This is a genomic window from Lysinibacillus sp. NPDC098008, from assembly GCF_044760715.1.
Lineage (GTDB): Bacteria > Bacillota > Bacilli > Bacillales_A > Planococcaceae > Lysinibacillus.
This window is the reverse complement of record NZ_JBIWBA010000002.1, coordinates 211,378-236,309: the sequence shown is the minus strand read 5'-3', so window position 1 is coordinate 236,309 and position 24,932 is coordinate 211,378. Positions and strand designations below refer to the sequence as shown.

The 24,932-nt window shown below is 38.6% G+C and carries 26 protein-coding genes and 1 other annotated feature; of the genes, 25 read left to right on the top strand and 1 reads right to left on the bottom strand.

Annotated features, from left to right (window positions below; genetic code table 11):
* Nucleotides 1–44: 44 nt before the first annotated feature.
* The 22 genes from ACIQVU_RS03535 (at nucleotide 45) to ACIQVU_RS03430 (ending at nucleotide 21,748) form a co-directional block, all read left to right on the top strand.
* A complete protein-coding gene (locus ACIQVU_RS03535; RefSeq protein ID WP_340804634.1) occupies nucleotides 45–1,961 on the top strand; it encodes a stage V sporulation protein D in 1,917 nt (638 codons plus the stop codon).
* Between the two features lie 126 nt (nucleotides 1,962–2,087).
* Entirely contained in the window at nucleotides 2,088–3,059 is a 972-nt protein-coding gene (gene mraY, locus ACIQVU_RS03530) for a phospho-N-acetylmuramoyl-pentapeptide-transferase (protein WP_340804635.1), read from the top strand.
* Nucleotides 3,059–4,408, top strand: a complete 1,350-nt coding sequence (murD, locus tag ACIQVU_RS03525) for a UDP-N-acetylmuramoyl-L-alanine--D-glutamate ligase (protein WP_340804636.1) — start codon at nucleotides 3,059–3,061, stop codon at nucleotides 4,406–4,408. Before mraY ends, murD begins: the two co-directional genes overlap by 1 nt.
* Nucleotides 4,409–4,448: 40 nt before the next feature.
* Nucleotides 4,449–5,528: a putative lipid II flippase FtsW gene (gene ftsW / locus ACIQVU_RS03520; protein ID WP_340804637.1), complete on the top strand. Its 1,080-nt coding sequence runs from the start codon at nucleotides 4,449–4,451 to the stop codon at nucleotides 5,526–5,528.
* A gap of 20 nt (nucleotides 5,529–5,548) precedes the next feature.
* Entirely contained in the window at nucleotides 5,549–6,379 is an 831-nt protein-coding gene (locus ACIQVU_RS03515) for a cell division protein FtsQ/DivIB (RefSeq protein ID WP_340804638.1), read from the top strand.
* Complete coding sequence (locus ACIQVU_RS03510) at nucleotides 6,360–7,085, top strand: DUF881 domain-containing protein (RefSeq protein WP_340804639.1); 726 nt, start codon at nucleotides 6,360–6,362, stop codon at nucleotides 7,083–7,085. The genes ACIQVU_RS03515 and ACIQVU_RS03510 overlap by 20 nt, the downstream gene beginning before the upstream one ends.
* 104 nt (nucleotides 7,086–7,189) lie before the next feature.
* Entirely contained in the window at nucleotides 7,190–7,909 is a 720-nt protein-coding gene (locus ACIQVU_RS03505; RefSeq protein WP_340804640.1) for a DUF881 domain-containing protein, read from the top strand.
* Nucleotides 7,910–7,912: 3 nt separating this feature from the next.
* A complete protein-coding gene (locus tag ACIQVU_RS03500) occupies nucleotides 7,913–8,284 on the top strand; it encodes a small basic family protein (protein WP_340804641.1) in 372 nt (123 codons plus the stop codon).
* A 95-nt stretch (nucleotides 8,285–8,379) separates the two neighbouring features.
* Nucleotides 8,380–9,663 carry a cell division protein FtsA gene (ftsA, locus tag ACIQVU_RS03495; protein WP_340804642.1) on the top strand — a complete coding sequence of 428 codons (1,284 nt, stop codon included), beginning with the start codon at nucleotides 8,380–8,382 and terminating at the stop codon, nucleotides 9,661–9,663.
* A 53-nt stretch (nucleotides 9,664–9,716) separates the two neighbouring features.
* A complete protein-coding gene (gene ftsZ / locus ACIQVU_RS03490; protein WP_340804643.1) occupies nucleotides 9,717–10,874 on the top strand; it encodes a cell division protein FtsZ in 1,158 nt (385 codons plus the stop codon).
* Nucleotides 10,875–11,065: 191 nt separating this feature from the next.
* Nucleotides 11,066–11,899: a sigma-E processing peptidase SpoIIGA gene (locus ACIQVU_RS03485; RefSeq protein ID WP_340804644.1), complete on the top strand. Its 834-nt coding sequence runs from the start codon at nucleotides 11,066–11,068 to the stop codon at nucleotides 11,897–11,899.
* Between the two features lie 13 nt (nucleotides 11,900–11,912).
* Nucleotides 11,913–12,620, top strand: coding sequence for an RNA polymerase sporulation sigma factor SigE (gene sigE, locus ACIQVU_RS03480; protein ID WP_340804646.1), 708 nt, complete (start codon nucleotides 11,913–11,915; stop codon nucleotides 12,618–12,620).
* A 114-nt stretch (nucleotides 12,621–12,734) separates the two neighbouring features.
* Nucleotides 12,735–13,508: an RNA polymerase sporulation sigma factor SigG gene (gene sigG / locus ACIQVU_RS03475; protein WP_004227313.1), complete on the top strand. Its 774-nt coding sequence runs from the start codon at nucleotides 12,735–12,737 to the stop codon at nucleotides 13,506–13,508.
* Between the two features lie 121 nt (nucleotides 13,509–13,629).
* Nucleotides 13,630–13,872 (top strand): PRC-barrel domain-containing protein, encoded by a 243-nt coding sequence (locus ACIQVU_RS03470; RefSeq protein ID WP_340804647.1) that lies wholly within the window; start codon nucleotides 13,630–13,632, stop codon nucleotides 13,870–13,872.
* Nucleotides 13,873–13,989: 117 nt separating this feature from the next.
* The gene (locus tag ACIQVU_RS03465; protein ID WP_340808530.1) at nucleotides 13,990–14,694 is read left to right on the top strand and encodes a YggS family pyridoxal phosphate-dependent enzyme; all 705 of its coding nucleotides are present in this window, start codon (nucleotides 13,990–13,992) and stop codon (nucleotides 14,692–14,694) included.
* Entirely contained in the window at nucleotides 14,678–15,175 is a 498-nt protein-coding gene (locus ACIQVU_RS03460) for a cell division protein SepF (RefSeq protein WP_340804648.1), read from the top strand. Before ACIQVU_RS03465 ends, ACIQVU_RS03460 begins: the two co-directional genes overlap by 17 nt.
* Nucleotides 15,176–15,195: 20 nt before the next feature.
* Nucleotides 15,196–15,477 carry a YggT family protein gene (locus ACIQVU_RS03455; protein ID WP_340804649.1) on the top strand — a complete coding sequence of 94 codons (282 nt, stop codon included), beginning with the start codon at nucleotides 15,196–15,198 and terminating at the stop codon, nucleotides 15,475–15,477.
* A gap of 127 nt (nucleotides 15,478–15,604) precedes the next feature.
* Nucleotides 15,605–16,393, top strand: coding sequence for a YlmH family RNA-binding protein (locus ACIQVU_RS03450; protein ID WP_340804650.1), 789 nt, complete (start codon nucleotides 15,605–15,607; stop codon nucleotides 16,391–16,393).
* A gap of 95 nt (nucleotides 16,394–16,488) precedes the next feature.
* A complete protein-coding gene (locus ACIQVU_RS03445; RefSeq protein ID WP_340804651.1) occupies nucleotides 16,489–17,013 on the top strand; it encodes a DivIVA domain-containing protein in 525 nt (174 codons plus the stop codon).
* A gap of 86 nt (nucleotides 17,014–17,099) precedes the next feature.
* Nucleotides 17,100–17,324, top strand: a binding site (T-box leader).
* A gap of 105 nt (nucleotides 17,325–17,429) precedes the next feature.
* Nucleotides 17,430–20,198 carry an isoleucine--tRNA ligase gene (ileS, locus tag ACIQVU_RS03440; RefSeq protein ID WP_340804652.1) on the top strand — a complete coding sequence of 923 codons (2,769 nt, stop codon included), beginning with the start codon at nucleotides 17,430–17,432 and terminating at the stop codon, nucleotides 20,196–20,198.
* A gap of 162 nt (nucleotides 20,199–20,360) precedes the next feature.
* Nucleotides 20,361–20,840 (top strand): signal peptidase II, encoded by a 480-nt coding sequence (lspA, locus tag ACIQVU_RS03435; RefSeq protein ID WP_340804653.1) that lies wholly within the window; start codon nucleotides 20,361–20,363, stop codon nucleotides 20,838–20,840.
* Nucleotides 20,837–21,748 carry an RluA family pseudouridine synthase gene (locus ACIQVU_RS03430; protein WP_340804654.1) on the top strand — a complete coding sequence of 304 codons (912 nt, stop codon included), beginning with the start codon at nucleotides 20,837–20,839 and terminating at the stop codon, nucleotides 21,746–21,748. The genes lspA and ACIQVU_RS03430 overlap by 4 nt, the downstream gene beginning before the upstream one ends.
* Before the next feature lie 23 nt (nucleotides 21,749–21,771).
* Here ACIQVU_RS03430 and ACIQVU_RS03425 read toward each other — a convergent pair whose 3' ends face one another.
* Nucleotides 21,772–21,900, bottom strand: coding sequence for a hypothetical protein (locus ACIQVU_RS03425; protein ID WP_340804656.1), 129 nt, complete (start codon nucleotides 21,898–21,900; stop codon nucleotides 21,772–21,774).
* A gap of 87 nt (nucleotides 21,901–21,987) precedes the next feature.
* Between ACIQVU_RS03425 and pyrR the strand changes: the two genes are divergently transcribed.
* From pyrR to ACIQVU_RS03410, 3 genes are all read left to right on the top strand, one after another.
* Complete coding sequence (gene pyrR / locus ACIQVU_RS03420) at nucleotides 21,988–22,536, top strand: bifunctional pyr operon transcriptional regulator/uracil phosphoribosyltransferase PyrR (RefSeq protein ID WP_340804657.1); 549 nt, start codon at nucleotides 21,988–21,990, stop codon at nucleotides 22,534–22,536.
* Nucleotides 22,537–22,550: 14 nt separating this feature from the next.
* Entirely contained in the window at nucleotides 22,551–23,861 is a 1,311-nt protein-coding gene (locus ACIQVU_RS03415) for a solute carrier family 23 protein (protein ID WP_340804658.1), read from the top strand.
* 192 nt (nucleotides 23,862–24,053) lie between these two features.
* Entirely contained in the window at nucleotides 24,054–24,932 is an 879-nt protein-coding gene (locus ACIQVU_RS03410) for an aspartate carbamoyltransferase catalytic subunit (RefSeq protein ID WP_340804659.1), read from the top strand.

Here is a 24,932-nt window from a genome sequence, read left to right as displayed (position 1 = left end):
TCCACTTTATTTCATACGTTGTAAAAAACAAGGTGTGATGTCGAATGAAGTGGATTTCTATCCATTCTAAAAAACGTTTACGAATTTTATATGTGTTGTTTATGTGTGTAGCAGCGGCAATTATTATTCGATTGTTTTTTTTGCAAGTGTTAGATCAAAAAGAGCTAACGCAAAAAGCGGAAGAAAACTGGGATCGAGAAATTCCATTTGCGAATGAACGAGGGCATATTACAGATCGCGATGGTAAAAGCATTGTGACAAATAAACTAGCACCAACCTTATATTTTATGCCTGCCCAAAGCAAAGATATTGAGGGAGCAGCCGAAAAAATTGCACAAGTTTTAGAGGTGGATAAAGCAAAGCTGCTTGAGAAGATGCAGAAAAAGGATTACTTAGTTAAACTAGCACCAGAAGGCAAAAATATTCCATATGAAAAAGCCGTGGAATTGCAGGGTATGCAGATTGAAGGGCTATATAGCGGTGTAGATTACTCCAGAGATTACCCTTACGGTACAATGCTTTCACGGTTTTTAGGCTTTACAGGCTATGATGCGCAAGGCTTAGCTGGTATTGAATATGAATATAATAAGTTTTTAACAGCGAATTCATCTGCCATTCGTCTTTTTACAGATGCTAAAGGCAATAATTTGCCTAATGTTGCAAGTGCTTGGAAGGCAGGAGAGGATGGTGCAACGATTGAGTTGACCATTGATGTGGATGTGCAACAGGTTGTTGAGCGTGAGCTATCACAGGCGATGAAACGTTATGATGCTGATCAAGCATTGGCTATTGCGATGAATCCAAATAATGGTGAAATTGTTGCATTAGCGTCCTATCCAACTTTTCATCCTGCTGACTATCAATTAGTAGAGCCTGCTATTTATAATCGAAATTTACCTGTATGGATGACATATGAGCCAGGCTCTACTTTTAAAATTATTACGTTGAGTGCAGCATTGGAAGAGGATGTAGTCGATTTAGAAAATGATACATTTTATGATCCAGGCTATACAATGGTTGCTGGTGCAAGGCTTCGCTGCTGGAAGCGTGAGGGGCACGGGCATGAAACGTTTTTAGAAGTTGTAGAAAACTCCTGTAACCCTGGCTTTATTGAGCTAGGGCAACGACTAGGCAATGAACGCTTGCTGCAATATATTAAAGATTTTGGCTTTGGTCAAAAAACAGGCTCTAATATTGCCGGTGAAGCTTCAGGTATTTTATTTTCAAAGGAAGCCTTTGGACCAGTGGAGCAGGCTACAACATCATTTGGGCAAGGGGTAGCTGTTACACCGATTCAACAAGTGCAAGCGGTAGCTGCGGCAATTAATGGAGGCAAGCTATACACGCCATATGTTGTGAAAAAGGTTTTTAATCCGAAAACAGGAGAGGTTATTCAGGAAACAAAGCCGACTGTGAAAAATCAGGTAATTCGTGAGGAAACTTCTGCAAAAGTTCGAGGCGCGCTGGAATCAGTAGTAGCAAAAGGCTCAGGGCGGCAAGCCTTTCGAGAGGGCTTACGAATTGGTGGTAAAACAGGAACAGCACAGAAGGTTGAGGATGGTCGCTATAAAAGTGGTGAATATATTGTATCCTTTATTGGCTTTGCGCCAGCAGATGACCCACAAATCGTCGTTTATGTAGCAGTTGACAATCCAAAAAAGACAACACAATTTGGTGGTGTTGTAGCAGCACCTATTGTTGGGCAAATTATTGAGGACGTTGCACCTTTTGTTGGTATTGAAAAATCAAAGGAACAGCTTGAAAAGGATTATCGTTATGGTGATCCAATTACTGTGAAGGTACCAAATTTCATCGGTCAAACAAAGGATGATATTGCCAAGCAATTTTATCCATTCCGTATAGAATGGCATGGAGAGGGCACGAAAATTGGCAATCAGTTACCTGAGGTGGATAGTGTTATCAAACAAGATGGTACCATTCATTTATATTTGGAGAAGTAATATAACTTTACCTTTAAAAAATGGGAAAGAACCACTATTATTATGAAGGGTAGTAATAAATACAATGAAAGTTTATGCTTTTTTCCAAAAGAAGAAAGTGAAACAAGATTTAAAGGAGATTTTTCAATGAAACTCGCAACAACACTTACCATTTTAGCTCTTGCTTTTATAGTAACAGTTATCCTAGCACCAATTAGTATTCCGCTTCTTCGCCGTCTAAAATTTGGGCAAAGTATTCGTGAAGAAGGGCCAAAATCCCATATGAAAAAAGCTGGTACACCAACAATGGGAGGTATTATTTTCTTACTTTCTATCATCCTAACAACTGTTGGTGTAGGTAGCTTTTTAGACTTATTAACAACCCAAACCGTTGTATTATTATTAGTATTAGCAGGGTTTGGATTAATCGGTTTATTGGATGATGGCTTAAAGGTTGTGTTTAAACGAAATTTAGGATTAACGTCACTTCAAAAGCTGATTGGTCAAATTGTCATTGCTATTCTTGCTTACTTCCTTCTGTATGTTGGAGCGTTTGATACAACACTTGCGATTCCGTTTACAGAGTGGACAATTGATCTTGGAGTTTTCTATGTAGCCTTTTTAATTTTCTGGTTAGTAGGCTTCTCCAACGCAGTAAATTTAACAGATGGTTTGGATGGATTAGTGGCAGGAACGGCTTCTATTGCTTTTGCAGCATTTGGTGTTATTGCATTATTCCAAAGCCAAGCAGATATCGCTTTATTTACATTTGCTGTAACAGGTGCATTATTAGGCTTTTTACTGTTTAATGCTAATCCAGCAAAGGTATTTATGGGTGATACAGGTTCATTAGCATTAGGCGGCGCATTGGCAATGGTATCTGTCTTAGTGAAAGAGGAGTTTTTACTATTGTTAGTGGGCTTGGTGTTTGTTATCGAAACATTATCTGTTATTTTGCAGGTAGGTAGTTTTAAGCTTCGAAAAAAGCGTATTTTTAAAATGAGTCCTATCCACCATCATTTTGAATTATCAGGGTGGTCAGAATGGAAAGTAGTGCTTGTGTTCTGGTCAACTGCCCTAGCAGTAGCATTGATTGCAGTTTTATCGGAGGCGTTTTAATGAAAAACTATACGGATTTACAACATAAAAAGGTACTTGTGTTAGGTTTAGCAAAGAGTGGTGTGGCAGCTGCTGAAATTTTACATGAACTAGGCGCCTTTGTCACAGTCAATGATTCAAAACCATTTGATGAAAGCCCAGATGCACAAGGGCTATTACAGAAAGGGATTACAGTTATCTGTGGTCGCCATCCTGAGGATTTACTTGATGAGGGCTTTGAATTAGTAGTGAAAAACCCAGGAATTCCTTATAGTAATCGCATTGTGGCAGATGCAATTAGCCGAGAGATTCCTGTATGGACAGAGATTGAATTGGCTTATTTAATTAGTGATGCGCCATTTATTGGTATTACAGGTTCGAATGGTAAAACAACAACAACAACATTAATTTTTGATATGCTTGATAAAGGTAGTAAAAACCCTTTGATTGCGGGCAATATTGGAACAGTTGCTTGTGGCGTTGCAAAGGAGGCAACAGAGGATAATATTATTGTAACAGAATTATCCTCGTTCCAATTGATGGGAACACAAACGTTTAAGCCTAAAATTGCTATTTTAACAAATCTATATGATGCACATCTTGACTATCACGGCACATTTGATAATTATGCACAAGCAAAGTTTGCTGTGACGTGCAATCAAGATGACAGCGATTATTTTATTTATAATGCGGACCAAGCGATTGTGGCAGATTATGCAACACAATCAAAGGCACAAAAAATTCCGTTTAGCGTGAATGGACGGACAGCACATGGCATTAGTGCCGATGATACAACGATTTACTGGCAAGGCGAACCATATATGGAACGTGCAAATATTGCCTTGCCAGGTAAGCATAATTTAGAAAATATTTTAGCATCTATAGCAGCCTGCATTTTAGTAGGCTGTGACAAAGAAAAAATGGAAGAAGTGCTAGCAACATTTGGTGGCGTAAGGCATCGTACCCAATTTGTGCGTGAGTGGAATGGTCGTAAGATTTACAATGACTCTAAAGCAACCAACTGTTTAGCGACAAAGAGTGCATTAGACGCATTCGAAGCACCTGTTATTTTACTAGCAGGCGGCTTAGACCGAGGACATTCTTTTGAGGAATTACGCCCTTGTATGCATCATGTGAAGGGTGTTGTCGCATTTGGCGAAACGGGTTTACGTTTTGTAGAGTTTGCGAAATCATGCGGCGTTTCACAAACAGTTATCGCGCAAAATGTAGAAGATGCTGTGCATTATGCAGCACCGATGTCTGCAGAGGGTGATGTGATTTTACTCTCACCAGCATGTGCAAGCTGGGATCAATATGACAGCTTTGAAATACGCGGCGATGTTTTTATTGATGCTGTAATGAAGCTGTAATGACCCTGTAACTATTTTAGAATATACTTGACTTGGAAGGATGGCATTACTGAGAGGGAAAGAAAGCTATTTATTGCTCGTCACAACTTTGATGTTATCAATAATCGGCATTATTTTCGTCTATTCTGCAGGTACTTATTGGAGTGCCGTTCATTATAGTGGAAAAATGCCGTTTTATATGAAGCAAAGTGTCTATTTTATAGTTGCGATTATTGTGTTTTTAATCACAACTCGCTTGAAAATTTTAAGAGAGCAGTCCTTCTGGAAAATGGCCTATATATTTTCGCTTATTCTACTTGTGCTAGTGTTAATACCTGGTATTGGACTTGTACGAAATGGCTCTCAAAGCTGGATTGGTGTAGGCCCTTTAACGATTCAGCCAGCAGAGTTAGCGAAAATTACAGTCATTGTGTACTTGAGCCATATATTGGCACAGCATAAAACAGGTGCGCCCGTTGTAAATTGGCGTCATGGCTTAGTGCTGCTGTTACCTGTTGCACTCATTATGTTGCAGCCAGACTTTGGCTCTGTATTTATTCTCGTTGTTTCAGTGTTTTTATTATTTTTTGTGGCAGGTTATCCATTAAAGCTGTATGCCATTATTATGCTAGCTGGCATTGCTGGATTAGTAGGAATGATTGCAACAGCACCGTATCGACTTAAACGCATAGAGGCATTTCTTGATCCTTGGGCTGATCCGCTGGTAAGTGGATTCCAGGCAGTTCAATCACTCATGGCGATTGGACCAGCTGGTATTTTTGGACATGGCTTTGGTCAAAGCCGTCAAAAGTTTTTATACTTACCAGAGCCACAAAATGATTTTATTTATGCCATTATTCTAGAAGAGATTGGATTAATTGGTGGGCTTGTTATTTTGGCACTTTTTGTACTGGTGATTTATGCAGGCTATAAATTTGCTGTACAGGCTAAAACACGAACATCCTATTATGCCATTATAGGGCTTGTCACAATGCTGATGGTGCAGGCATTTCTTAATATAGCTGTTGTGATTGGTTTAGTGCCAGTAACAGGTGTAACATTGCCTTTTATTAGCTATGGCGGAACATCTTTAGTAACAATGTGGTTAATAATAGGTATTATTTATCAATTAGCGAAATAAATATAAAGGAGGGGTACTTTTTGGAGAAAGTAATTGATATAGAAGATCGTATACCTACGCTAAAAAAGCGACGAAAAAAGCGTACAAATCGGAAATTTATCGTGCTCATATTACTTTTCTTTATTGTTTTAGGGGTACTCCTTTATTTTCAATCTCCATACAGCGATATTAAGAACATAACTGTCAATGGGGCTAAGCTTGTAGATGAACAATATTATGTGGAGGCAAGTACACTTGCGCCGGGTAAATCGATGTGGGGCTTCAAAGTAGAAGATATTGAGAAGCGCTTACAAAAGGATAAATGGGTAAAAGAGGTACAAGTTAAGCGTAAGTGGCTACAGAGCGTAACAATTGATATTAAAGAATGGAAAAAAGTTGCGTACTTAGCTGGTGATGGCACCTATTATCCATTGCTTGAAAACGGTCAACGCTTTGAGCAAGCAGGTAATGATAATCCCATTGATGCACCTGTTTTTATCGGTATAGCTGGCGAAAAAACGATTCAGAAGCTTGTCGAACAGCTAGCACAGTTAAAGCCAGAAGTATTAGCTTTAATTTCTCAGGTTAACACAAATAATAATGAAACGAATCCAAATGCAGTGAAGCTTTATATGAATGACGGCTATGAAGTGCGAGCGGTTATTCAAACATTAGCGGAGAAGTTAAATTATTACCCCTCAATTGTAGCGCAAATCGCAGATTTAGAAAAAGGTGTGATTGATTTAGAGGTTGGATCGTATTATCGTCCCTTTAATGAGGAATACAACAAGGTAGATATCAATATGGAGACCACTGCAGAAGGGGAAATGGTTAACCAGGAAGTGACAGAAGATGAACAACAAGAAGAATAGCAAGGGTAGCTTTTTCACAAGAAAACAATTTGAATTATTGCTTGTATGCATTACAACAGGGTTTATTATTGGCTATTCATACAACCAGGCGCAAGATAAACGTGAGGCAGGTGCAATTGATTCAGAGCTTTTTGAACAAGAAGAGTCATACCGTGAGGAGCTTATTGCACAGCAGGAACGCAACAAAGAGCTTTCAGAGGAACTAAATAGTTTGCAGGAGCAAATTCGGGAATATGAGCAATCCCTTGCCTCAGATGAAAAAGCCTATAAAAAGCTAGTGGAGCAAGCAGAGGATTTACGATTATTGCTTGGTGAATTAAATAGTGAAGGGAAGGGCGTGCGCATTACACTGCAAGATGGTGACTATGATCCGAAATCTTTGAACCCTAACGACTATATTGTTCATGAGAGCCATGTTTTTAAATTGTTAAATGAGTTAAAAATTTCAGGTGCTCAAGCGATTGCTATTAATGGGCAACGTGTAATGGCAAACTCCTATATTCACTGCAATGGTCCAGTGATAACGATTGATGGTACACAGCATCCTGCTCCATTTGTTATTGAAGCGATTGGTAACGCTGAAACATTAATGGCTTCTTTAAACCTAAATGGTGGTGTAGTCGACCAGTTATTAAATGATAATATCGTGGTGTCGTTAGAAGAAAGTCAAAAGCTTACAATGCCAAAGGTAAAAGTAGAGAGCTAAGGACAAGCTCTTGTTTACAGTTCAATCTTAGCCTCCGAATAAGTGGCAGAAGAGTTTAGGGTCGTATCCTAAGGAGGCATACGATACGTCTAGGAGGGGCTATTTTGCAAAGAAATATGTATACCCGAATAACGATCGTGCTATTTATTATCGGTTTGATGATAGCGGTACAATACAATACCATACAAAAACCAGCTGAGCGAGATACACGAGATATTTGGGCAATCAGAGAGGAATTAGCACAAGAAAAACAACGACATTCCACATTACTAGCAGAAATTCGCTCACTGCAGGAAGTAGTGGATCGCTATGAGCAATCTGAAAAAGTAAATCAGCAAGCGGCTTTAACGGAAACATTAAAGCGTTTAAAGCTTCAAGCAGGCCTAACAGAAGTTACTGGGCCGGGGGTGATACTTCGCGTTGAACCCGCAGCTGAGTTAATAGCAATGGGTTACGAAATAAAAGAAATTTCACCAGATTTATTAACACAATTATTAAATACATTATTTAAAAATGATGCCACAAGTGTTTCGATAGACGGAAATCGTGTTGTCCAAACAACTGCTATTCGAGATATTAATGGAAGGACAACTGTGAATAGCACGCCATTGTCCTCACCACCATTTGAAATTTATGTTGGGACAAGCGATTTTAAGGCAGCACAAAAAATGTATAATTCATTGCAAGCCTCAACATTTGTTGATTCGTTTTATCTAGATAATTTTAAATTAGTGATTGAAGAGCCGAGCGAACAGTTACAAATACCAGCATTTGATCAGCCATTGACAAGTGATTATTTAGCAGAGGTAAAAAAAGGAGATTAATATATGTGGCTACCATTTTTAGGTTTGATATTTGGACTTGCTCTGGGCTTATTAACAAATATACAAATCCCCTCTATGTATGAAAGTTATCTGTCAATCGCTGTGTTAGCAGCTTTAGATACATTATTTGGTGGTATTCGTGCACAATTACAGCAAGTATATGATGATAAAGTATTTCTATCAGGATTCTTTTTTAATATTATGCTAGCAGCAGGATTAGCCTTTTTAGGTGTTAATTTAGGAATAGATTTATATTTAGCAGCAATTTTCGCTTTTGGTGTACGTTTGTTCCAAAATATAGCAATAATTAGGCGGATTTTACTAACTCGATTAGATGAGAAACATCACAAAAAGAAGAAAACTACCGTAGAATAAGAGAAAAATTGACCAAAATACTCGATTTGCTTAGACATTACGCTAAATTTACAATAGAATGAAAATAAGAGCATTTTTCAAGGAGGTGCAGCGAATTGAATCAGCAAGATTTATACATTTCTCTTGATATAGGGTCGTCCTCTATCAAGGTATTAATCGGTGAAATGAGCGACGGACAGTTACATGTAATTGGCGTCGGAAATGTAAAGTCGAATGGGGTTCGAAAAGGGGCAATTGTTGATATTGATGCAACAGTTCAATCTATTCGAAAAGCAATAGAACAAGCCGAACGAATGACAGGATATCAAATTCAAGAAGTCGTTTTAGGTGTTCCTGCTAACCAGACGATGTTACAGCTAGTTAAAGGTGTTGTCGCTGTAAATAGTGAAAACAGAGAAATTACAGATGATGATTTAGACAGAGTAGTAGAATCTGCACAAGTCATGTCGATACCTCCTGAACGTGAATTAGTGAACATCATTCCAAGACAATTTATTGTGGATAATCTTGATGAGATTAAAGACCCTCGTGGCATGATTGGCATCCGTCTTGAAATGGATGCAACAATGATAACGACATCCAAAACGCTTTTACACAATGTTCTGCGCTGTGTTGAGCGGGCTGGTTTAAGTATACGAGAAATATATTTACAGCCATTAGCATCAGGCTACTTTGCTTTAACGGAAGACGAAAAAAACCAAGGGACTGCCTTTATTGATATAGGAGGTGGCTCTACAACAATTGCGGTGTTTGAAGAGGGATTGTTAACGCATACAGGTGTTATACCAGTCGGTGGTGATCATATAACGAAAGATATTTCAATTGTTTTAAAAACACCAACAGAACAAGCAGAGCAAATTAAACACCAATTTGGACATGCCTTTTATGACGATGCATCTGATGATGAAGTTTTTGAAGTACCGATTGTGGGTACAGATTCTACTGACCAGTATAGCCAGCGTTATATATCAGAAATTATTGGTGCTCGTTTAGAGGAATTATTAGAGCTAGTGATTGATGAATTAGCACGTTTAGGTGTTCGAGATTTACCTGGTGGCGTTGTTTTAACAGGTGGTGTTGCAAAGCTTGAAGGTATCGCACAATTAGCACGTCAAATTCTACAAACGCGTGTAAGAATCTATACACCCGATTATATTGGCGTTAGAGAGCCTTCATTTGCGACGGCAGTTGGACTTATTCGTTACGCCCATTTAGAAGATGATTTTTACGGTAAGAGTACGAATACGCAGCCTGTTGAATATGCAGTTGTAGGAGCTCAAGCAGCTACACCTAAAAAGCAAGAGTATTCTGCACCTTCAGAACCAAAAGAAAGCGTAATCGGGAAAGCAAAAAAATTATTCGATAAGTTTTTTGATTAACTAGAATGCGTAATGAATGATACAGAGTCGAGTTACCGTGGGAGGAAAAAGAGATGTTAGAATTTGATACAAGTGTTGATGAACTTGCAGTAATAAAGGTCATAGGTGTCGGTGGCGGCGGTAACAACGCTGTCAATCGTATGATTGAGCATGGTGTACAAGGCGTTGACTTTATCGCAGTGAACACAGATGCACAAGCATTAAATTTATCAAAGGCGGAAGTAAGGCTACAAATTGGTGCTAAGCTAACGCGTGGGCTAGGCGCAGGAGCAAATCCTGAAGTAGGTAAAAAAGCCGCAGAAGAAAGCCGAGAGCAGCTAGAAGAGGTACTGCGTGGCGCAGATATGGTCTTCGTAACGGCTGGTATGGGTGGAGGAACAGGTACTGGTGCTGCACCAGTCATTGCTCAGATTGCTCGTGAATTAGGAGCCCTTACAGTAGGTGTTGTGACACGTCCATTTACTTTTGAAGGTCGTAAACGTCAAACACAGGCAATCGGTGGTATTGGCAGCATGAAGGAGTCAGTGGATACATTAATTGTTATTCCGAATGATAAGCTCCTACAAATTGTCGATAAATCTACACCTATGTTAGAAGCATTTAGAGAAGCTGATAATGTTTTACGTCAAGGTGTGCAAGGTATTTCAGATTTAATTGCAACACCTGGTCTTATTAACTTAGACTTTGCAGACGTTAAAACAATTATGTCTAATAAAGGTTCAGCATTAATGGGGATCGGTATTGCCACAGGTGAAAACCGAGCTTCTGAAGCAGCAAAAAAGGCTATTTCAAGTCCATTGCTTGAATCGTCCATTGATGGTGCGAAAGGTGTCCTCATGAATATTACAGGTGGCTCGAATCTTAGCTTATTTGAAGTACAGGAGGCAGCAGATATTGTAGCCTCTGCATCAGATGAAGAAGTAAATATGATTTTCGGTTCTGTTATCAATGAAAATCTAAAAGATGAAATCATTGTAACTGTTATTGCAACTGGTTTTTCAGAGGAAGCTTTACAGCAGCAACGCAATACACCGAAGCCATCGCTTAATGTAAATAGACAATCTGCTCCACAGCAACAGGCTCCTATTCGTGAACAACGACAAGAAATGCCTACACAACAAGAGCAGCCACGTCAAAATCAACAAAATTATGCACAAGACGATATGCTTGAAGTACCAGCATTTTTACGCAATCGTAAAAATCGCGGATAACTTCAATAAATAACTTCTAGAAAGCTTGTAATTTACATATGTAAATTATGAGCTTTTTATATTTGCCACAATGATGTTCAAACATGTAAGGAAACCATGTTTTTTGTCAAAACATTTTCTGAAAATGATGCGATTGTTTGACAATATTTGTGGGAGGAACATGCTAACTTTGTAAGTAGGAGGCGGCTGTTATGTATGGAGAATGGCTGGTGCTCATTAATACACTTTTTAATCTAGCAATACTTATGTTTACAGTAAGAGTAACAGGCGTTGTTGTTAAACATTCAAGATTATTAATGAGTTCGATTTGCAGTAGTTTAGTAGCTGTCATTGGCGGCCAAACGCTGTGGACAACGGTGCTAAGCTTTCTATTATTAATTGGTATAGCTTTTCAATTCAAGCTTCGAAGTTTTCAAAAGCAAGGACCTATTGTTGTAACAGCAACTATTGTAATTGGCGGTTTGTTAACAGCTTTACAACCTTATTTAAAAAATCTAGCTGTTGCTCATTTTATTATGATTTGCTTTGTGCTTGCAGTGGCGAATCTCGTCTTGTTTTATAAACAATGGGGTTTCGTTAAGCTTGAACGCTTAAGTGGTCAGTTTGTCTTTGATACGACATTGAAAATTTTTGGCGCAGCCATACCGCTATCTGCCTTTGTTGATACAGGCAATCAAGCGATTGAACCACTTTCAGGAAAACCTGTTCATTTTGTTTCTTATACAGCTTTACGTCCACATTTACCCGCAGCTTTCCGCAAATCATTAATAGAGTGGCAGGAAACAGACCCATACAATGTATCCATGTTTGCAGAAGATTACCAGCGTTATATCCGATTTATTCATGTTAATACCGTACAGCAGCAAAGCGTTGTACTTGGCTTTCGTTTTGATGAATGGCATATCAAGGGAGAGCCCTCACAAGTGAAAACAAATGAATATATCGTGTTAACCAAAAAAGCTAAAAATTTTCCGCATAGCACAGCAGCAATTTTACATTTTTCAGCGCTTTCAAATAACTCATAGAGGGGGAGAACGATTGCTTCTTAGGCTACTTGCTAGCTTGAAAAAATTATGGAGTAAGTTTCGAAGTCGTGAAACGTACTATATAGGGGGAAATGATTCATTGCCAGTGCCACTAAGTCGAGAAGAAGAAGTTACAGTGATTGCATCCTTTATGAACGGTGATTTACGAGCTAGAGATACACTAATTGAACGCAATTTGCGTCTTGTTGTTTATATTGCTAGACGTTTTGATAATACAGGTACGCCAATTGAGGATTTAATTAGCATTGGCTCCATTGGATTAATCAAAGCGATTGAAACATTTAATACAGATAAAAATATTAAACTTGCAACCTATGCATCACGCTGCATTGAAAATGAAATTTTAATGCACTTACGAAAAACAAGCCGTATGAAAGGTGAAGTTTCATTAGATGAACCACTCAACTCCGATGCAGATGGAAATGAATTATTATTATCGGATATTTTAGGAACAGAAGAGCATATTATTTTAGATAATGTAGAGAAAAAAATCGAACGTCAGCATATGTTCCATGCGATTAATTTGCTTGGTGCACGTGAACGTTATATTATGGAATGCCGCTTTGGACTAAACGGTAAAGCGGAAATGACACAAAAAGAGGTTGCCGACCATTTAGGTATATCTCAATCCTATATTTCCCGTTTAGAAAAGAAAATTATTCAAGATTTACGTGAAAACTTAAATCAACCGATATCATAGAAAGGGAATTTTACCCTACCTAAAATTGGTCATAGCTTTTGTGCATATTCTTGTTGCTCTCGGACAAACTGATGTCACGGTTTAGTCAGAGAATAACATCCGGAGGAATCGAATATGCGAACAAAAGTAGATCTTTGCGGCTTAGATACATCGACTTTGCCAATTTTAAAGCACGAGGAAATGAAGGAGCTCTTTATCCGTTTGCAAGCAGGGGAAACGGAAATTCGAGAAGAGCTTGTCATGTGCAATTTAAGGTTAGTGCTAAGTATTGTTGGTCGATTTGCCTATCGAGGTGAACAGGCAGATGATTTATTTCAAGTAGGGTGTATTGGCCTTATGAAAGCCATTGATCATTTTGATTTAAAGCATAATGTACGGTTTTCGACATATGCTGTGCCAATGATTATTGGTGAAATTCGTCGCCATCTGCGTGATCATCATGCATTGCGAGTTTCTCGCTCCTTAAGAGATATAGCCTATAAAGCAATGCAGGCAAAAGAGCAATGGATAACTGATAATTTGCGAGAACCTACGATTGAAGAAATTGCCGAAATGATTGATATGAAAAAAGAAGATGTGTTATTTGCTTTAGATGCTATTCAAGACCCTGTTTCATTGCAGGAACCTATTTATTCAGACGGCGGAGATGCTGTTTATATGATGGACCAATTGCGTGATGATGATGTATCAGAGGATCAATGGGTTGCCTATGTATCGGTGAAGGAAAGCTTACAAAAGTTAGATGAACGTCAGCAAATGATTGTGGCAAAGCGTTTTTATTACGGTGAAACACAAACTGAAATTGCCAAGGAGTTAGGGATTTCACAAGCACAAATCTCACGCCTAGAAAAAAATGCGATTGAAACAATGCAAAAAGATTACAAATAAAAAAATGCGCATCCGATTATTCGGTGCGCATTTTCTCTTCATTCAATGAACAATTGATACATAAATATAAAGAGATAGCAACGTTTTAGAATGGAAGTAGATGGTAATAGATAGAGGAGGGATGTTAGTGCGATTCTCAATGTTGCAGCAAAAAGAAGTAATTGAAGCAGGGAATGGACGTTTTATAGGGTTTGTTGTAGATGCTGAAGTATCAAAGGAAACAGGCTATGTTACCGCATTTTTAATTGCTGAGCCTCGTAAATATTTGGGCTTTTTTAAAGGGGAGGAATCTGTGAGAAAGGTATATATGAAGGATGTGCTTGTCGTCGGCAAGGACGTTATTTTAGTGAAGGCACTTTCTTAAGACAAAAGATTCGTTTTTTATGCATGCTAATGCTGATATAGGTCAGGCTATTCATTGATAAATCAACCATTGCTTGTTACAATAAGAGAAACTATTGTTGTAAAGTTGGGAAGAACAGTGACAAAAATCTTAACAAATTTAAGCAAAATAAATGATGTACTGATAGCAGCAGCAAAGCGAGGCAATCGTGATGCTAGTAAAGTTCAAATTATTGCCGTAACAAAAGAAGTTTCTGTGGAAAGAACACAAGAAGCAATTGATGCAGGGCTTATTCATTTTGGCGAAAATAGACCTGAAGGCTTCAATCATAAAATTGCAGCGATTCAAGCCGATGTGCATTGGCATTATATTGGGTCACTACAAACACGCAAAGTCAAGCAAGTTATTAACAACATTGATTATTTACACTCCTTAGATCGTTTGAGTTTGGCACAAGAAATTGAAAAACGAGCAGAAAAACCTGTTAAATGTTTTGTACAAGTAAATGTTTCTGGTGAAGAATCAAAGCATGGGCTAATGGTTGAGGAAGTTTTACCTTTTGTAGAAGCATTAACAAGTTTTACAAAAATTCAAGTTGTGGGTTTAATGACAATGGCACCAAATACAGAAGACAAAGCACTTATTCGCTCTGTTTTCAAGCAATTAAAACAATGTCAACAGCAAATAGCCGAGCGAGGATTCGCACATGCACCTTGTACCGAGTTATCAATGGGCATGTCTAATGACTTTGAAATTGCGGTAGAGGAAGGGGCTACTTTTGTTCGAGTCGGTACGGCTCTTGTTGGAAATGAAAGAGGGGAACAGGATGAGCATGAAAAATAAAATTAAAAACTTCTTTTACCTTGAAGAGGAACTAGAAGAAGAGATCACGCAAGCTCCTATTCAACAGCAACAACCCATACAACACCAGCAACAAGTTCAAACAGCAAAGCCTAAAAAAAACATGAAAGAACGCAAAGCGCCCGTCCATGAAATTATGCCACAAAGCACAGCAACGCCTAACAACATTGTTAGTTTACAGGCAGCGATGAGTTCGAAAGGAGCAAAAGTGGTTTTAGTTGAGCCTAGAGTATATGCAGAAGCGCAAGATATCGCAGAGCATTTAAAAAATAAACGGGCAACAATTGTAAATTTGCAGCGTATCGAGCGGGAGCAAGGAAAACGAATTATTGATTTTTTAAGCGGTACAGTGTATGCCCTTGCAGGGGATATTCAACGAATTGGTAAAGATATTTTCCTTTGCACACCTGATAACGTAGAAGTAACTGGGGAAATTACGAACTTTATTTTAGACGATAATTAATAGCGAGGATTGTAGTTTATATGACTTTTTTGATTATACTTAACTATATATCGTTAGCATTTAGGATTTATTCATTTTTGCTAATTATATATATTTTAATGTCTTGGGTGCCTGCTGCGCAAAATTCATCATTTGGACGTATGCTGGCAAGAGTATGTGAGCCATACTTAGGGATTTTCAGACGATTTATTCCACCTATTGGAATGATTGATATTTCTCCTATCGTGGCAATCTTTATGCTGAATTTTATTGAACGAGGGCTTTTTATAGTCATTCAGAAAATATACTTTATGTTTATTTAAAAGAAAATCCTCACGATTTGGTGAGGGTTTTTTTAATGCTATAGTAGTTGGTGGATAGAATGCTAAGAGTGACGGATAGAATACTAAAAGTGGCGGATAGAATGTCAAAGGTGAAGGAGATAATCAAATGGAGCATTTAATTCAGCATTTTCGAAAAGAGGAACAACCCTTTATTGAACAGGTGGTTAATTGGCAGCGTGAGGTGGAAGATCGCTATGCACCAAAGCTAACGGATTTTCTTGATCCAAGGCAGCGCTTTATTGTGGCATCCATTATTGGACAAGACGATACATTAAAAACAGCAAGCATGGGGTTATTTGATAAGGCGGAGAGGCAGCGTATGCTTATTTTTCCTACTTATTTTGAACCGACTGAGGATGACTTCCAGCTCGTAGCATTTACCATTCATTACCCTGTGAAATTTGTACAATTGCGACATCCTGACGTTTTAGGTGCATTGTTATCATTAGGCTTAAACCGTGGTAAGTTTGGAGATATTCGTGTGAATGAGCATCAGGTGCAATTTGTCGTTGCGCAAGAGGTAGCAGACTATGTACGTTTGCATTTAACAGGCATTGGCAAGGTAAAGGTACATGTGGAGGCAATAAAGGAAATGGAGCCGCTGCTTGTTAATGAGGACGAATGGCTTGAGGAATCTCATACGGTGTCTTCGATGCGTTTAGATGTTATTATTGCAACTGTTTTAAATGTGTCCCGTCAAAAGGCACAAGCACTTATTACAGGAAATAAAGTACGTGTAAATTGGACAGAGCGAGATGCTGTTGCTTTTGAATTACAAGAGGGCGATATTTTATCGATACGAGGAAGTGGACGTGTTAAAATTATTATGACAGAAGGCCGTACAAAAAAAGATAAAATTCGTCTACAAATCGGTCGATTGGCCCAAAAAGCTTGAAAGTGAAGTAATTTTCATTAATTTTTACTGCTAAGTTGTCGCAACAATTGTATAATAGAAATTATGAATGTACACGTAAAGGAGAGAAGGATTGTATGCCATTATCACCTATTGATATACATAATAAGGAGTTTACAAAGACCTTCAGGGGCTATGCTGAGGACGAGGTCAATGAATTTTTAGATCAGATTATTAAAGATTATGAAATTTTATTGCGTGAGAAAAAAGAAGTTGATCGACAGTTAGAAATCGCTTTAGAGCAAGCGAGGCATTTTAACACCTTAGAAGAAACTTTACAAAAATCTATAGTTGTGGCACAAGAGGCAGCGGATGAAGTACGCAGAAATTCACAAAAAGAGGCAAAGCTTATTGTCAAAGAAGCTGAAAAAAATGCTGATCGAATTGTCAATGAAGCATTAACAAAGGCACGTAAGGTAACGATTGAAATCGATGAGCTCAAGAAACAATCCAAAGTATTCCGTAATCGCTTTAAAATGCTTGTGGAGGCACAGCTTGACCTATTAAATGCAGATGATTGGGATCATTTGCTGCAATATGATATTGATCTAACTGAAATTCAAGCGTCTGTAGAGGAAGCACAGGAATCCGAAGATTTATAATTTTTTCTCTTGCCCTATAATTGAAACTTGACGTGAATGATTGAATTTCATATACTTTATACTAGCAATTATTTGAACAGATATGCATACAGGCAAAGACGAAGATAGTAATTGTTAGGCGTAGTGAAGCGATTTGGGGATAGTGGAAGCCCAAACAAACAACTAACAATGAAGATCACTTCCGAGCTAAATAACTGAAAGCAGTAAGTTATTTCGTGCCGCACAACGTTAACGTGCTTGAAAGAGGTAGTGCAATTTGAATTGTGCTGCAACTAGGGTGGTACCGCGAGTAGAAGCTTCTCGTCCCTTTGTGGGATTGAGGGCTTTTTTTATTTGCAGGCAGAAGCATTAGGTTTGCTATGTTTGCCAATAATTGTTGTAGATGTTTTGTTTGTAATCGTAAAGGAGGAATTTTAATGGTTGAATACAAGGATACTTTATTAATGCCAAAAACAGATTTCCCAATGCGCGGAAATTTACCAGCAAATGAGCCAAAAATGCAAGAAAAATGGAATGACATGGATATTAACAAATTACAGATGGAGCGTACAGAAGGTCGCCCTGAGTTTGTGTTACATGATGGTCCTCCATATGCAAATGGTGATATTCATATTGGTCACGCATTAAACAAAGTATTAAAGGATATGATTACACGTCATCGTTCAATGTCTGGTTATCATGTGAACTATGTACCAGGTTGGGATACACATGGTTTACCAATTGAGCAGGCATTAGCAAATAAAGGTGTTAAACGTAAGGAAATGTCTGTGGCGGAATTCCGTCAGCTTTGTGAAAAATATGCTTATGAGCAAATCGACAATCAACGCCAGCAATTTAAACGTTTAGGTGTACGTGGTGATTGGGAAAATCCATATATTACATTAAAGCCTGAATTTGAAGCGCGTCAAATTGAAGTATTCGGGAAAATGGCAGAAAAGGGCTATATCTATAAGGGCTTAAAGCCTGTTTATTGGTCACCATCTTCTGAATCGGCTCTTGCAGAGGCTGAAATCGAGTATAAAGATATTAAATCACCATCTATTTATGTCAGCTTTGCGATTAAAGATGCAAAAGGCGTTGTGCCAGCAGATGCGAAATTTATTATTTGGACAACAACACCTTGGACATTACCAGCAAACTTAGGGATTTCTTTAAATCCTGAATTTATCTATGTAGTAGTGGCAGTGGCAGAGAAGAAATTCATTATTGCTAAAGAATTAGTAGAGTCAGTGGCAACTGCGCTTAACTGGGAATCGTATGAAATTGTACAGGAAGTGAAAGGTGAGGCACTTGACCGTATTGTAGCACAGCATCCATTCTATGATCGTGAATCACTTATTATGGTAGGTGAGCATGTAACGGCTGATGCTGGTACTGGCTGTGTGCATACTGCACCTGGACACGGGGAAGACGATTACTATATTAGTAAACAATATGGTTTAGGTATTCTTAGCCCTCTTGATAATAGTGGTTGCTATACAGATGAAGCACCTGGCTTTGAAGGTGTCTTTTATAATGATGCCAATAAACTCATTACAGAAAAGCTCAAAGAAGTTGGAGCATTAGAGAAGCTAGACTTCTTTACACACTCATATCCACATGATTGGCGTACGAAAAAGCCTGTTATTTACCGCGCGACACCACAATGGTTTGCATCGGTTGAAGCATTCCGTGGCGAGCTACTAGAGGCTGTAAAAGCAACAACATTTACACCTGCTTGGGGTGAAACTCGTCTTTATAATATGATTCGTGATCGTGGCGACTGGGTCATTTCACGTCAACGGGCATGGGGTGTGCCGATTCCAATTTTCTACGCTGAAAATGGTGAACCAATTATTACACCAGAAACAATTGCTCATGTAGCTGCGTTATTCCGTGAGCATGGATCGAATATTTGGTTCCAAAAAGAGGCAAAAGAATTATTACCTGAAGGCTTTACACATCCAGGTAGCCCAAATGGTGAATTTACAAAAGAAAACGATATTATGGACGTATGGTTTGACTCAGGTTCTTCACACCAAGGTGTCTTAGTAGAGCGTGGTATGAAGTATCCAGCTGACCTTTATTTAGAAGGTTCTGACCAACACCGTGGTTGGTTTAACTCATCCCTTATTACATCTGTAGCAATCAACGGCTTTGCACCCTATAAAGGGCTTTTAACACACGGCTTTGTGCTTGATGGTGAAGGGCGAAAAATGAGTAAATCGCTAGGGAATACAATTGTGCCACAAAAAGTAATGGATCAATATGGTGCAGATATTCTTCGTTTATGGGTTGCTTCTGTGGATTATACAGCAGATGTACGTATTTCAATGGATATGCTAAAGCAAGTGTCTGAAGTATATCGTAAAATTCGTAATACATTGCGTTTCTTACACGGCAATATCGCTGATTTTGATCCACAGAAAAATCGTGTGGCTTATACAGAGCTTCGTGAAATGGATCAATATGTATATATGCGCTTGCAAGACGTCTTAAAAACAGTGCGTGCTGCTTATGATCGTTATGATTTCGCTGCTGTGTACCATGTGGTCAATAACTTTGTTGCTGTAGAGCTATCCTCCTTCTATTTAGATATTGCCAAAGATGTTGTCTATATTGAAGGCTATGACAATCAAGACCGCCGTGCAATGCAAACGGTTATGTATGATACATTAATGACATTGGTGAAAGTAATGACACCGATTATTCCACATACAACAGATGAAATGTGGTCATACCTATATGCACAAGGTCTTGTAGAGGAAATTTCTGTCCAATTAACAGACTTACCAGAGGTAGATGAGCAAGCGAATTTTGATAGCCTTCGTGCAAAATGGGAAAAGGTTATCGATGTTCGTGATGATATTTTAAAAGCATTAGAGGAAGCACGTAATGCTAAAATAATTGGGAAATCACTTGAAGCAAAAGTAACTGTCTATGCAAAAGAGGATATTGTAGTATTACTGAACGATGCAAATATTGATTTTGCACAGCTTTCTATTGTTTCGGCATTTGAGGTAGCAACATTAGCAGAAGCACCTGCCCATGCATTAGCGCTTGAGCATGTATCAATTGCTGTGGAAAAGGCAGCAGGTGAAAAATGTGAGCGCTGCTGGTCAATTTCTGAAACAGTTGGCACAAATGCAGCACATCCAACATTATGTGCGCGCTGTGCAGATGTTGTAGAAAAATATTACGCATAATAAATATAAAGCAAGTTAGAAATGGTTGTTTGATTTCTAGCTTGCTTTTTTATAGCTATTGCACATATGCTGTTAGCACCAGATTTTTATATGCTCGTAGTTATGGCAAAGGGTGCTGTTATGGTAGAATAGGTTAGATGTTGAGCGATCGGAGGAATGTTTGTGTATAAATATTATGGATTTGCTGCTTTTGTTATTTTACTCGATCAATGGACAAAATGGCTCGTTGTCAAAAATATGGCGTATGGGGAGCGCATTGCGCTATGGGACCCATGGTTTGGCATTTTATCTCATCGCAATCGAGGAGCAGCATGGGGAATGCTGGAGGGACAAATATGGTTGTTTAGTATCGTAACCGTTGTCGTTATATGTGCGATTCTCTACTTTTATCATAAAGAAGCAAAAGGTAAACCACTTTTTCAGGTTGGCTTAATGCTATTGTTAGGTGGCGCGATTGGCAACTTTATTGATCGTTTATTTAGAGGTGAAGTGGTTGATTTTGCAGATGTTTTCATTCCTATTATTAACTATGACTTCCCTATTTTTAATGTAGCAGATGCTGCGTTAACAATAGCTGTTGTACTGCTAATGATTGGCTTAATCGTGGAAGATAAAAAAGAAAAGAAACAGGTGAAACAATGACGCAAGTAACATATACAATTGAAGAACAGCAACAAGGAGAGCGCATTGATAAGGCACTCTCAAGTCTACAGTCAGAATGGTCACGTACGCAAATAGGGAACTGGATTAGTGATGGAGCTATTAAAGTAAATGGCGATGCTGTTAAGGCAAAATATAAGGTTAAAGCTGGTGACCTCATTGTTATTGATGTACCAGAAGTTGAAGAATTGGATGTTGTCGCAGAAAACTTAGCGTTGGATATTGTTTATGAGGATGCAGATGTGCTTGTTGTGAATAAACCAAAGGGCATGGTGGTACATCCAGCACCAGGACATATGACAGGTACGCTAGTAAATGGACTAATGGCGCATTGTCAAGATTTATCAGGGATTAATGGTGTAATGCGACCTGGTATTGTGCATCGTATTGATAAGGATACATCAGGCTTATTAATGGTGGCAAAAAACGATGTAGCCCATGAATCCTTAGTGAATCAGTTAGTCAATAAAACAGTCACTCGTAAATATACAGCGCTTGTACATGGACATATTGCACATGATAAAGGAACAATTGATGCACCAATTGCACGTGACCCAAAAGACCGTCAAAAACAGGCTGTTGTTGATCAGGGCAAGCATGCTATTACACATTTCCAAGTGATTGAGCGCTTTGGCGATTATACGCTTGTGGAGTGCCGTTTAGAAACAGGACGTACACACCAAATTCGTGTACATATGAATTATATTGGCTTCCCGCTTGTAGGTGATCCAAAATATGGTCCGAAAAAAACACTTGATTTTGGTGGACAAGTGCTGCATGCGGGTGTTTTAGGGTTTGACCATCCTGTATCTGGTGAATATCTGGAATTTGAAGCGCCACTTCCTGCTGATTATGAGCAATTATTAAAGGATTTACGAAATAGGCATTGACGTATATACGAAGAAGGTCTATACTAACGACAGTGAATAAATAAGAAAACTAAATAGTCACCTTTAATGACAGTCCAGAGAGGCTGAGAAGGTTTATGTGATAGTGTTGTGATAATTTGTGCTGCAAATTGTTCAACATGCTTTTTCAACATGTATATAATCCTCTCAGGCTACTCGCCTTGAGAGGTTTTTTTATGGACATATGACTGATAATAGATGATAGGGAGGAGGACATGAATATGGCACAAAATGAGTTATTAGATGGTCCGTCAATGACAAGAGCGTTAACGCGTATTGCCCATGAAATTATTGAACGCAATAAAGGAATTGATGAATGTATTCTCGTTGGTATTAAAACACGAGGTGCTTTTCTAGCCAAACGTCTAGCACAACGAATTGAAAAAATTGAAGGACAAGCGATTCGTACAGGCGAGCTTGATATTACGCTATATCGGGACGATTTAACAACAAAGCACGAAAATGAGCAAGCACATGTAGAGCAAGTGGATATTGATTATACCGTAAAAAATCAAAAAATTATTTTAGTGGATGATGTACTTTATACAGGGCGCACCGTTCGTGCAGCACTAGACGCTGTCATGGACTTAGGAAGACCTGCACAAATCCAATTGGCTGTGCTTGTGGATAGAGGGCATCGAGAGCTACCGATTCGAGCAGATTATGTAGGAAAGAATGTGCCGACTTCAGGCTCTGAGCGTATTGTTGTAAACTTGCAAGAAGTTGATGGAGAAGATTGCGTTATTATTTATAAAGAAGATGAACGATAAGGTGAGGAAGCAATATGTCAAATGCAGTGTTAGATATTAAGGATAAACCAAACGCACTCCAACTGGTGACATTAAGCTTCCAGCATATGTTTGCCATGTTTGGCTCAACCATTTTAGTGCCACAGCTCGTTGGCTTAAGCCCAGCTATTGCGTTATTAACAAGTGGAATTGCTACGCTTTTCTTCCTATTAATTACGAAATTTCAAGTGCCTGCGTATTTAGGATCATCCTTTGCATTTATTGCACCAATTTTGCTTGTAGCAGGTGGTTTAAATGCAGATGGCTCTAGTGTAAATCCGGGACACGCCATGATTGGTGCGATGGCTGTTGGGGTTACATATGGAATTGTATCCTTAGTTATTTGGAAAAGTGGCTATAAATGGATAATGAAAATTTTACCGCCAATTGTAGTAGGGCCAGTTATTATGGTAATTGGTCTTGGACTATCAGGCACAGCTGTAGATATGGCAATGAACGTTGATGGTCAATATAGCTTTTTACACTTTTCTGCTGCATTAGTTACTGTTTTTACAGCCATTATTTTTACGATTTCCTTCAAAGGTATTTTAAGCACAATGCCAATTTTAATTGGTTTAATCGTAGGCTATATTTACTCCATGATCATTGGCATTGTAGATTATACACCAATTGCTGCTGCAAAATTTTTTGCCATCCCTGATTTCTTAATACCAGGTGTGCATTATGAATTTGAAGTGACAACCAAAATTTTGCTGACAATGGTACCAATTGTTATTGTTACAATTTCAGAGCATATCGGTCACCAGCTTGTATTAGGAAAAGTTGTGGAGCGTGATTATATTAAAGAACCTGGTTTACACCGCTCACTGCTTGGGGACGGGCTTGGTACATTTATTAGTGCGCTTATTGGTGGTCCACCAAAAACAACGTATGGTGAAAATATTGGTGTCCTAGCAATTACGCGTGTGTACAGTATCTACGTTATTGCAGGTGCAGCGATTGTGGCAATTTTACTATCATTCTTCGGAAAAGCTATGGCCGTAATTGCAACAATTCCAACTGCGGTACTTGGTGGCGTATCTATCTTACTATTTGGTATTATTGCAGCAAGTGGTTTACGCATGCTAGTAGATAATCATATTGATTTTGGCAATAGCCGTAACCTAGTGATTGCATCGGTTATTTTAGTTATCGGTATTGGCGGTGCAAAGTTTGTGATTTCAGAATCATTGAGCATTGAGGGCATGGCACTAGCAGCGATTATCGGTGTGCTATTGAATGCTGTTTTGCCAGGCAAACAAGAAGCGGCAATACCTGTACAAGACAATCAACATAAAAATTCATAGTAGTACCTTTTAATGAATTGTCCAGAGAGGCAAAAAAAGGGAAGCTGTGGACAAGCTGAAGTAGGTGCTATAACCTGCTATAGTTTGTCACGCCTCCTTCTGCCTCATTGATACGATCAATGGGGCTTTTCCTTTATAAAGAGAACGTCATACATAGACGTTCATGACACACAACCTAATGGAGGTCATATAATGAGAAACTTATTATCGATGGAACATTTAACAATAGAGGAAATTCATCATATTCTTGACCTTGCACAAGCATTTGAAAACGGTGAAGCATCATCATTATCTCGTAAGTACAATGTAGCCAATTTATTTTTCGAACCAAGCACTCGTACAAAAACAAGCTTTGAAATGGCAGAGCGCAAAATTGGTTGTACCGTTATTCCTTTCGATGCCGGGTTTTCAAGTGTTACAAAGGGGGAAACGATGTATGATACGGTTAAAACACTAGAAATGATCGGCTTAGATGCCGTTGTTATTCGTGCAACAGAGGATGAATATTACAATGAGCTGCTAAACGGTATTAATGTAGCCATTATTAATGCGGGTGATGGTGCAGGTCAGCATCCTTCGCAATCATTATTGGACCTTTATACAATCAAAAAAGAGTTTGGTAAGTTTGAAGGATTGAATATTACTATTGCTGGCGATATATCCCATAGCCGTGTGGCAAAATCAAATGCAGTGGCATTGCAGCGCTTAGGTGCAAACGTCCACTTCCTATGTCCAGAAGAATGGGCAGGAAGTTTTGAGGCACATCATTCATGGGATGACTTAATCGAAATAAGTGATGTGATTATGTTACTACGTGTGCAGCATGAACGTCATAAAGTAAACAAAAGCTTTTCAAAAGAAAGCTACCATCAGGAATATGGTTTAACAATCGAACGAGAGCAACAAATGAAAGAATCCGCAATTATTATGCATCCAGCGCCTGTGAATCGCGATGTAGAAATTGCTTCTGAGCTAGTGGAGTGTGAACGGTCACGTATTTTCGAGCAAGTGCGAAATGGTGTTTACACACGAATGGCTATTATCGAAACTATTTTAAAGGAGAGAGAATAG

What these genes read in the sequence shown, in the direction of transcription:
- ACIQVU_RS03445 (WP_340804651.1), top strand. Translation starts at nt 16,489, where the DNA reads ATGCCATTATCACCTATTGATATACATAATAAGGAGTTTACAAAGACC.
- ACIQVU_RS03425 (WP_340804656.1), bottom strand. Translation starts at nt 21,900, where the DNA reads ATGTTGAAAAAGCATGTTGAACAATTTGCAGCACAAATTATCACAACA.
- ACIQVU_RS03410 (WP_340804659.1), top strand. Translation starts at nt 24,054, where the DNA reads ATGAGAAACTTATTATCGATGGAACATTTAACAATAGAGGAAATTCAT.
- mraY (WP_340804635.1), top strand. Translation starts at nt 2,088, where the DNA reads ATGAAACTCGCAACAACACTTACCATTTTAGCTCTTGCTTTTATAGTA.
- ftsZ (WP_340804643.1), top strand. Translation starts at nt 9,717, where the DNA reads ATGTTAGAATTTGATACAAGTGTTGATGAACTTGCAGTAATAAAGGTC.
- ftsW (WP_340804637.1), top strand. Translation starts at nt 4,449, where the DNA reads ATGGCATTACTGAGAGGGAAAGAAAGCTATTTATTGCTCGTCACAACT.
- ACIQVU_RS03485 (WP_340804644.1), top strand. Translation starts at nt 11,066, where the DNA reads ATGTATGGAGAATGGCTGGTGCTCATTAATACACTTTTTAATCTAGCA.
- ACIQVU_RS03455 (WP_340804649.1), top strand. Translation starts at nt 15,196, where the DNA reads ATGACTTTTTTGATTATACTTAACTATATATCGTTAGCATTTAGGATT.
- ACIQVU_RS03470 (WP_340804647.1), top strand. Translation starts at nt 13,630, where the DNA reads ATGTTAGTGCGATTCTCAATGTTGCAGCAAAAAGAAGTAATTGAAGCA.
- ACIQVU_RS03450 (WP_340804650.1), top strand. Translation starts at nt 15,605, where the DNA reads ATGGAGCATTTAATTCAGCATTTTCGAAAAGAGGAACAACCCTTTATT.
- pyrR (WP_340804657.1), top strand. Translation starts at nt 21,988, where the DNA reads ATGGCACAAAATGAGTTATTAGATGGTCCGTCAATGACAAGAGCGTTA.
- murD (WP_340804636.1), top strand. Translation starts at nt 3,059, where the DNA reads ATGAAAAACTATACGGATTTACAACATAAAAAGGTACTTGTGTTAGGT.
- ACIQVU_RS03500 (WP_340804641.1), top strand. Translation starts at nt 7,913, where the DNA reads ATGTGGCTACCATTTTTAGGTTTGATATTTGGACTTGCTCTGGGCTTA.
- sigG (WP_004227313.1), top strand. Translation starts at nt 12,735, where the DNA reads ATGCGAACAAAAGTAGATCTTTGCGGCTTAGATACATCGACTTTGCCA.
- ACIQVU_RS03415 (WP_340804658.1), top strand. Translation starts at nt 22,551, where the DNA reads ATGTCAAATGCAGTGTTAGATATTAAGGATAAACCAAACGCACTCCAA.
- ileS (WP_340804652.1), top strand. Translation starts at nt 17,430, where the DNA reads ATGGTTGAATACAAGGATACTTTATTAATGCCAAAAACAGATTTCCCA.
- ACIQVU_RS03430 (WP_340804654.1), top strand. Translation starts at nt 20,837, where the DNA reads ATGACGCAAGTAACATATACAATTGAAGAACAGCAACAAGGAGAGCGC.
- ACIQVU_RS03535 (WP_340804634.1), top strand. Translation starts at nt 45, where the DNA reads ATGAAGTGGATTTCTATCCATTCTAAAAAACGTTTACGAATTTTATAT.
- ACIQVU_RS03460 (WP_340804648.1), top strand. Translation starts at nt 14,678, where the DNA reads ATGAGCATGAAAAATAAAATTAAAAACTTCTTTTACCTTGAAGAGGAA.
- ACIQVU_RS03510 (WP_340804639.1), top strand. Translation starts at nt 6,360, where the DNA reads ATGAACAACAAGAAGAATAGCAAGGGTAGCTTTTTCACAAGAAAACAA.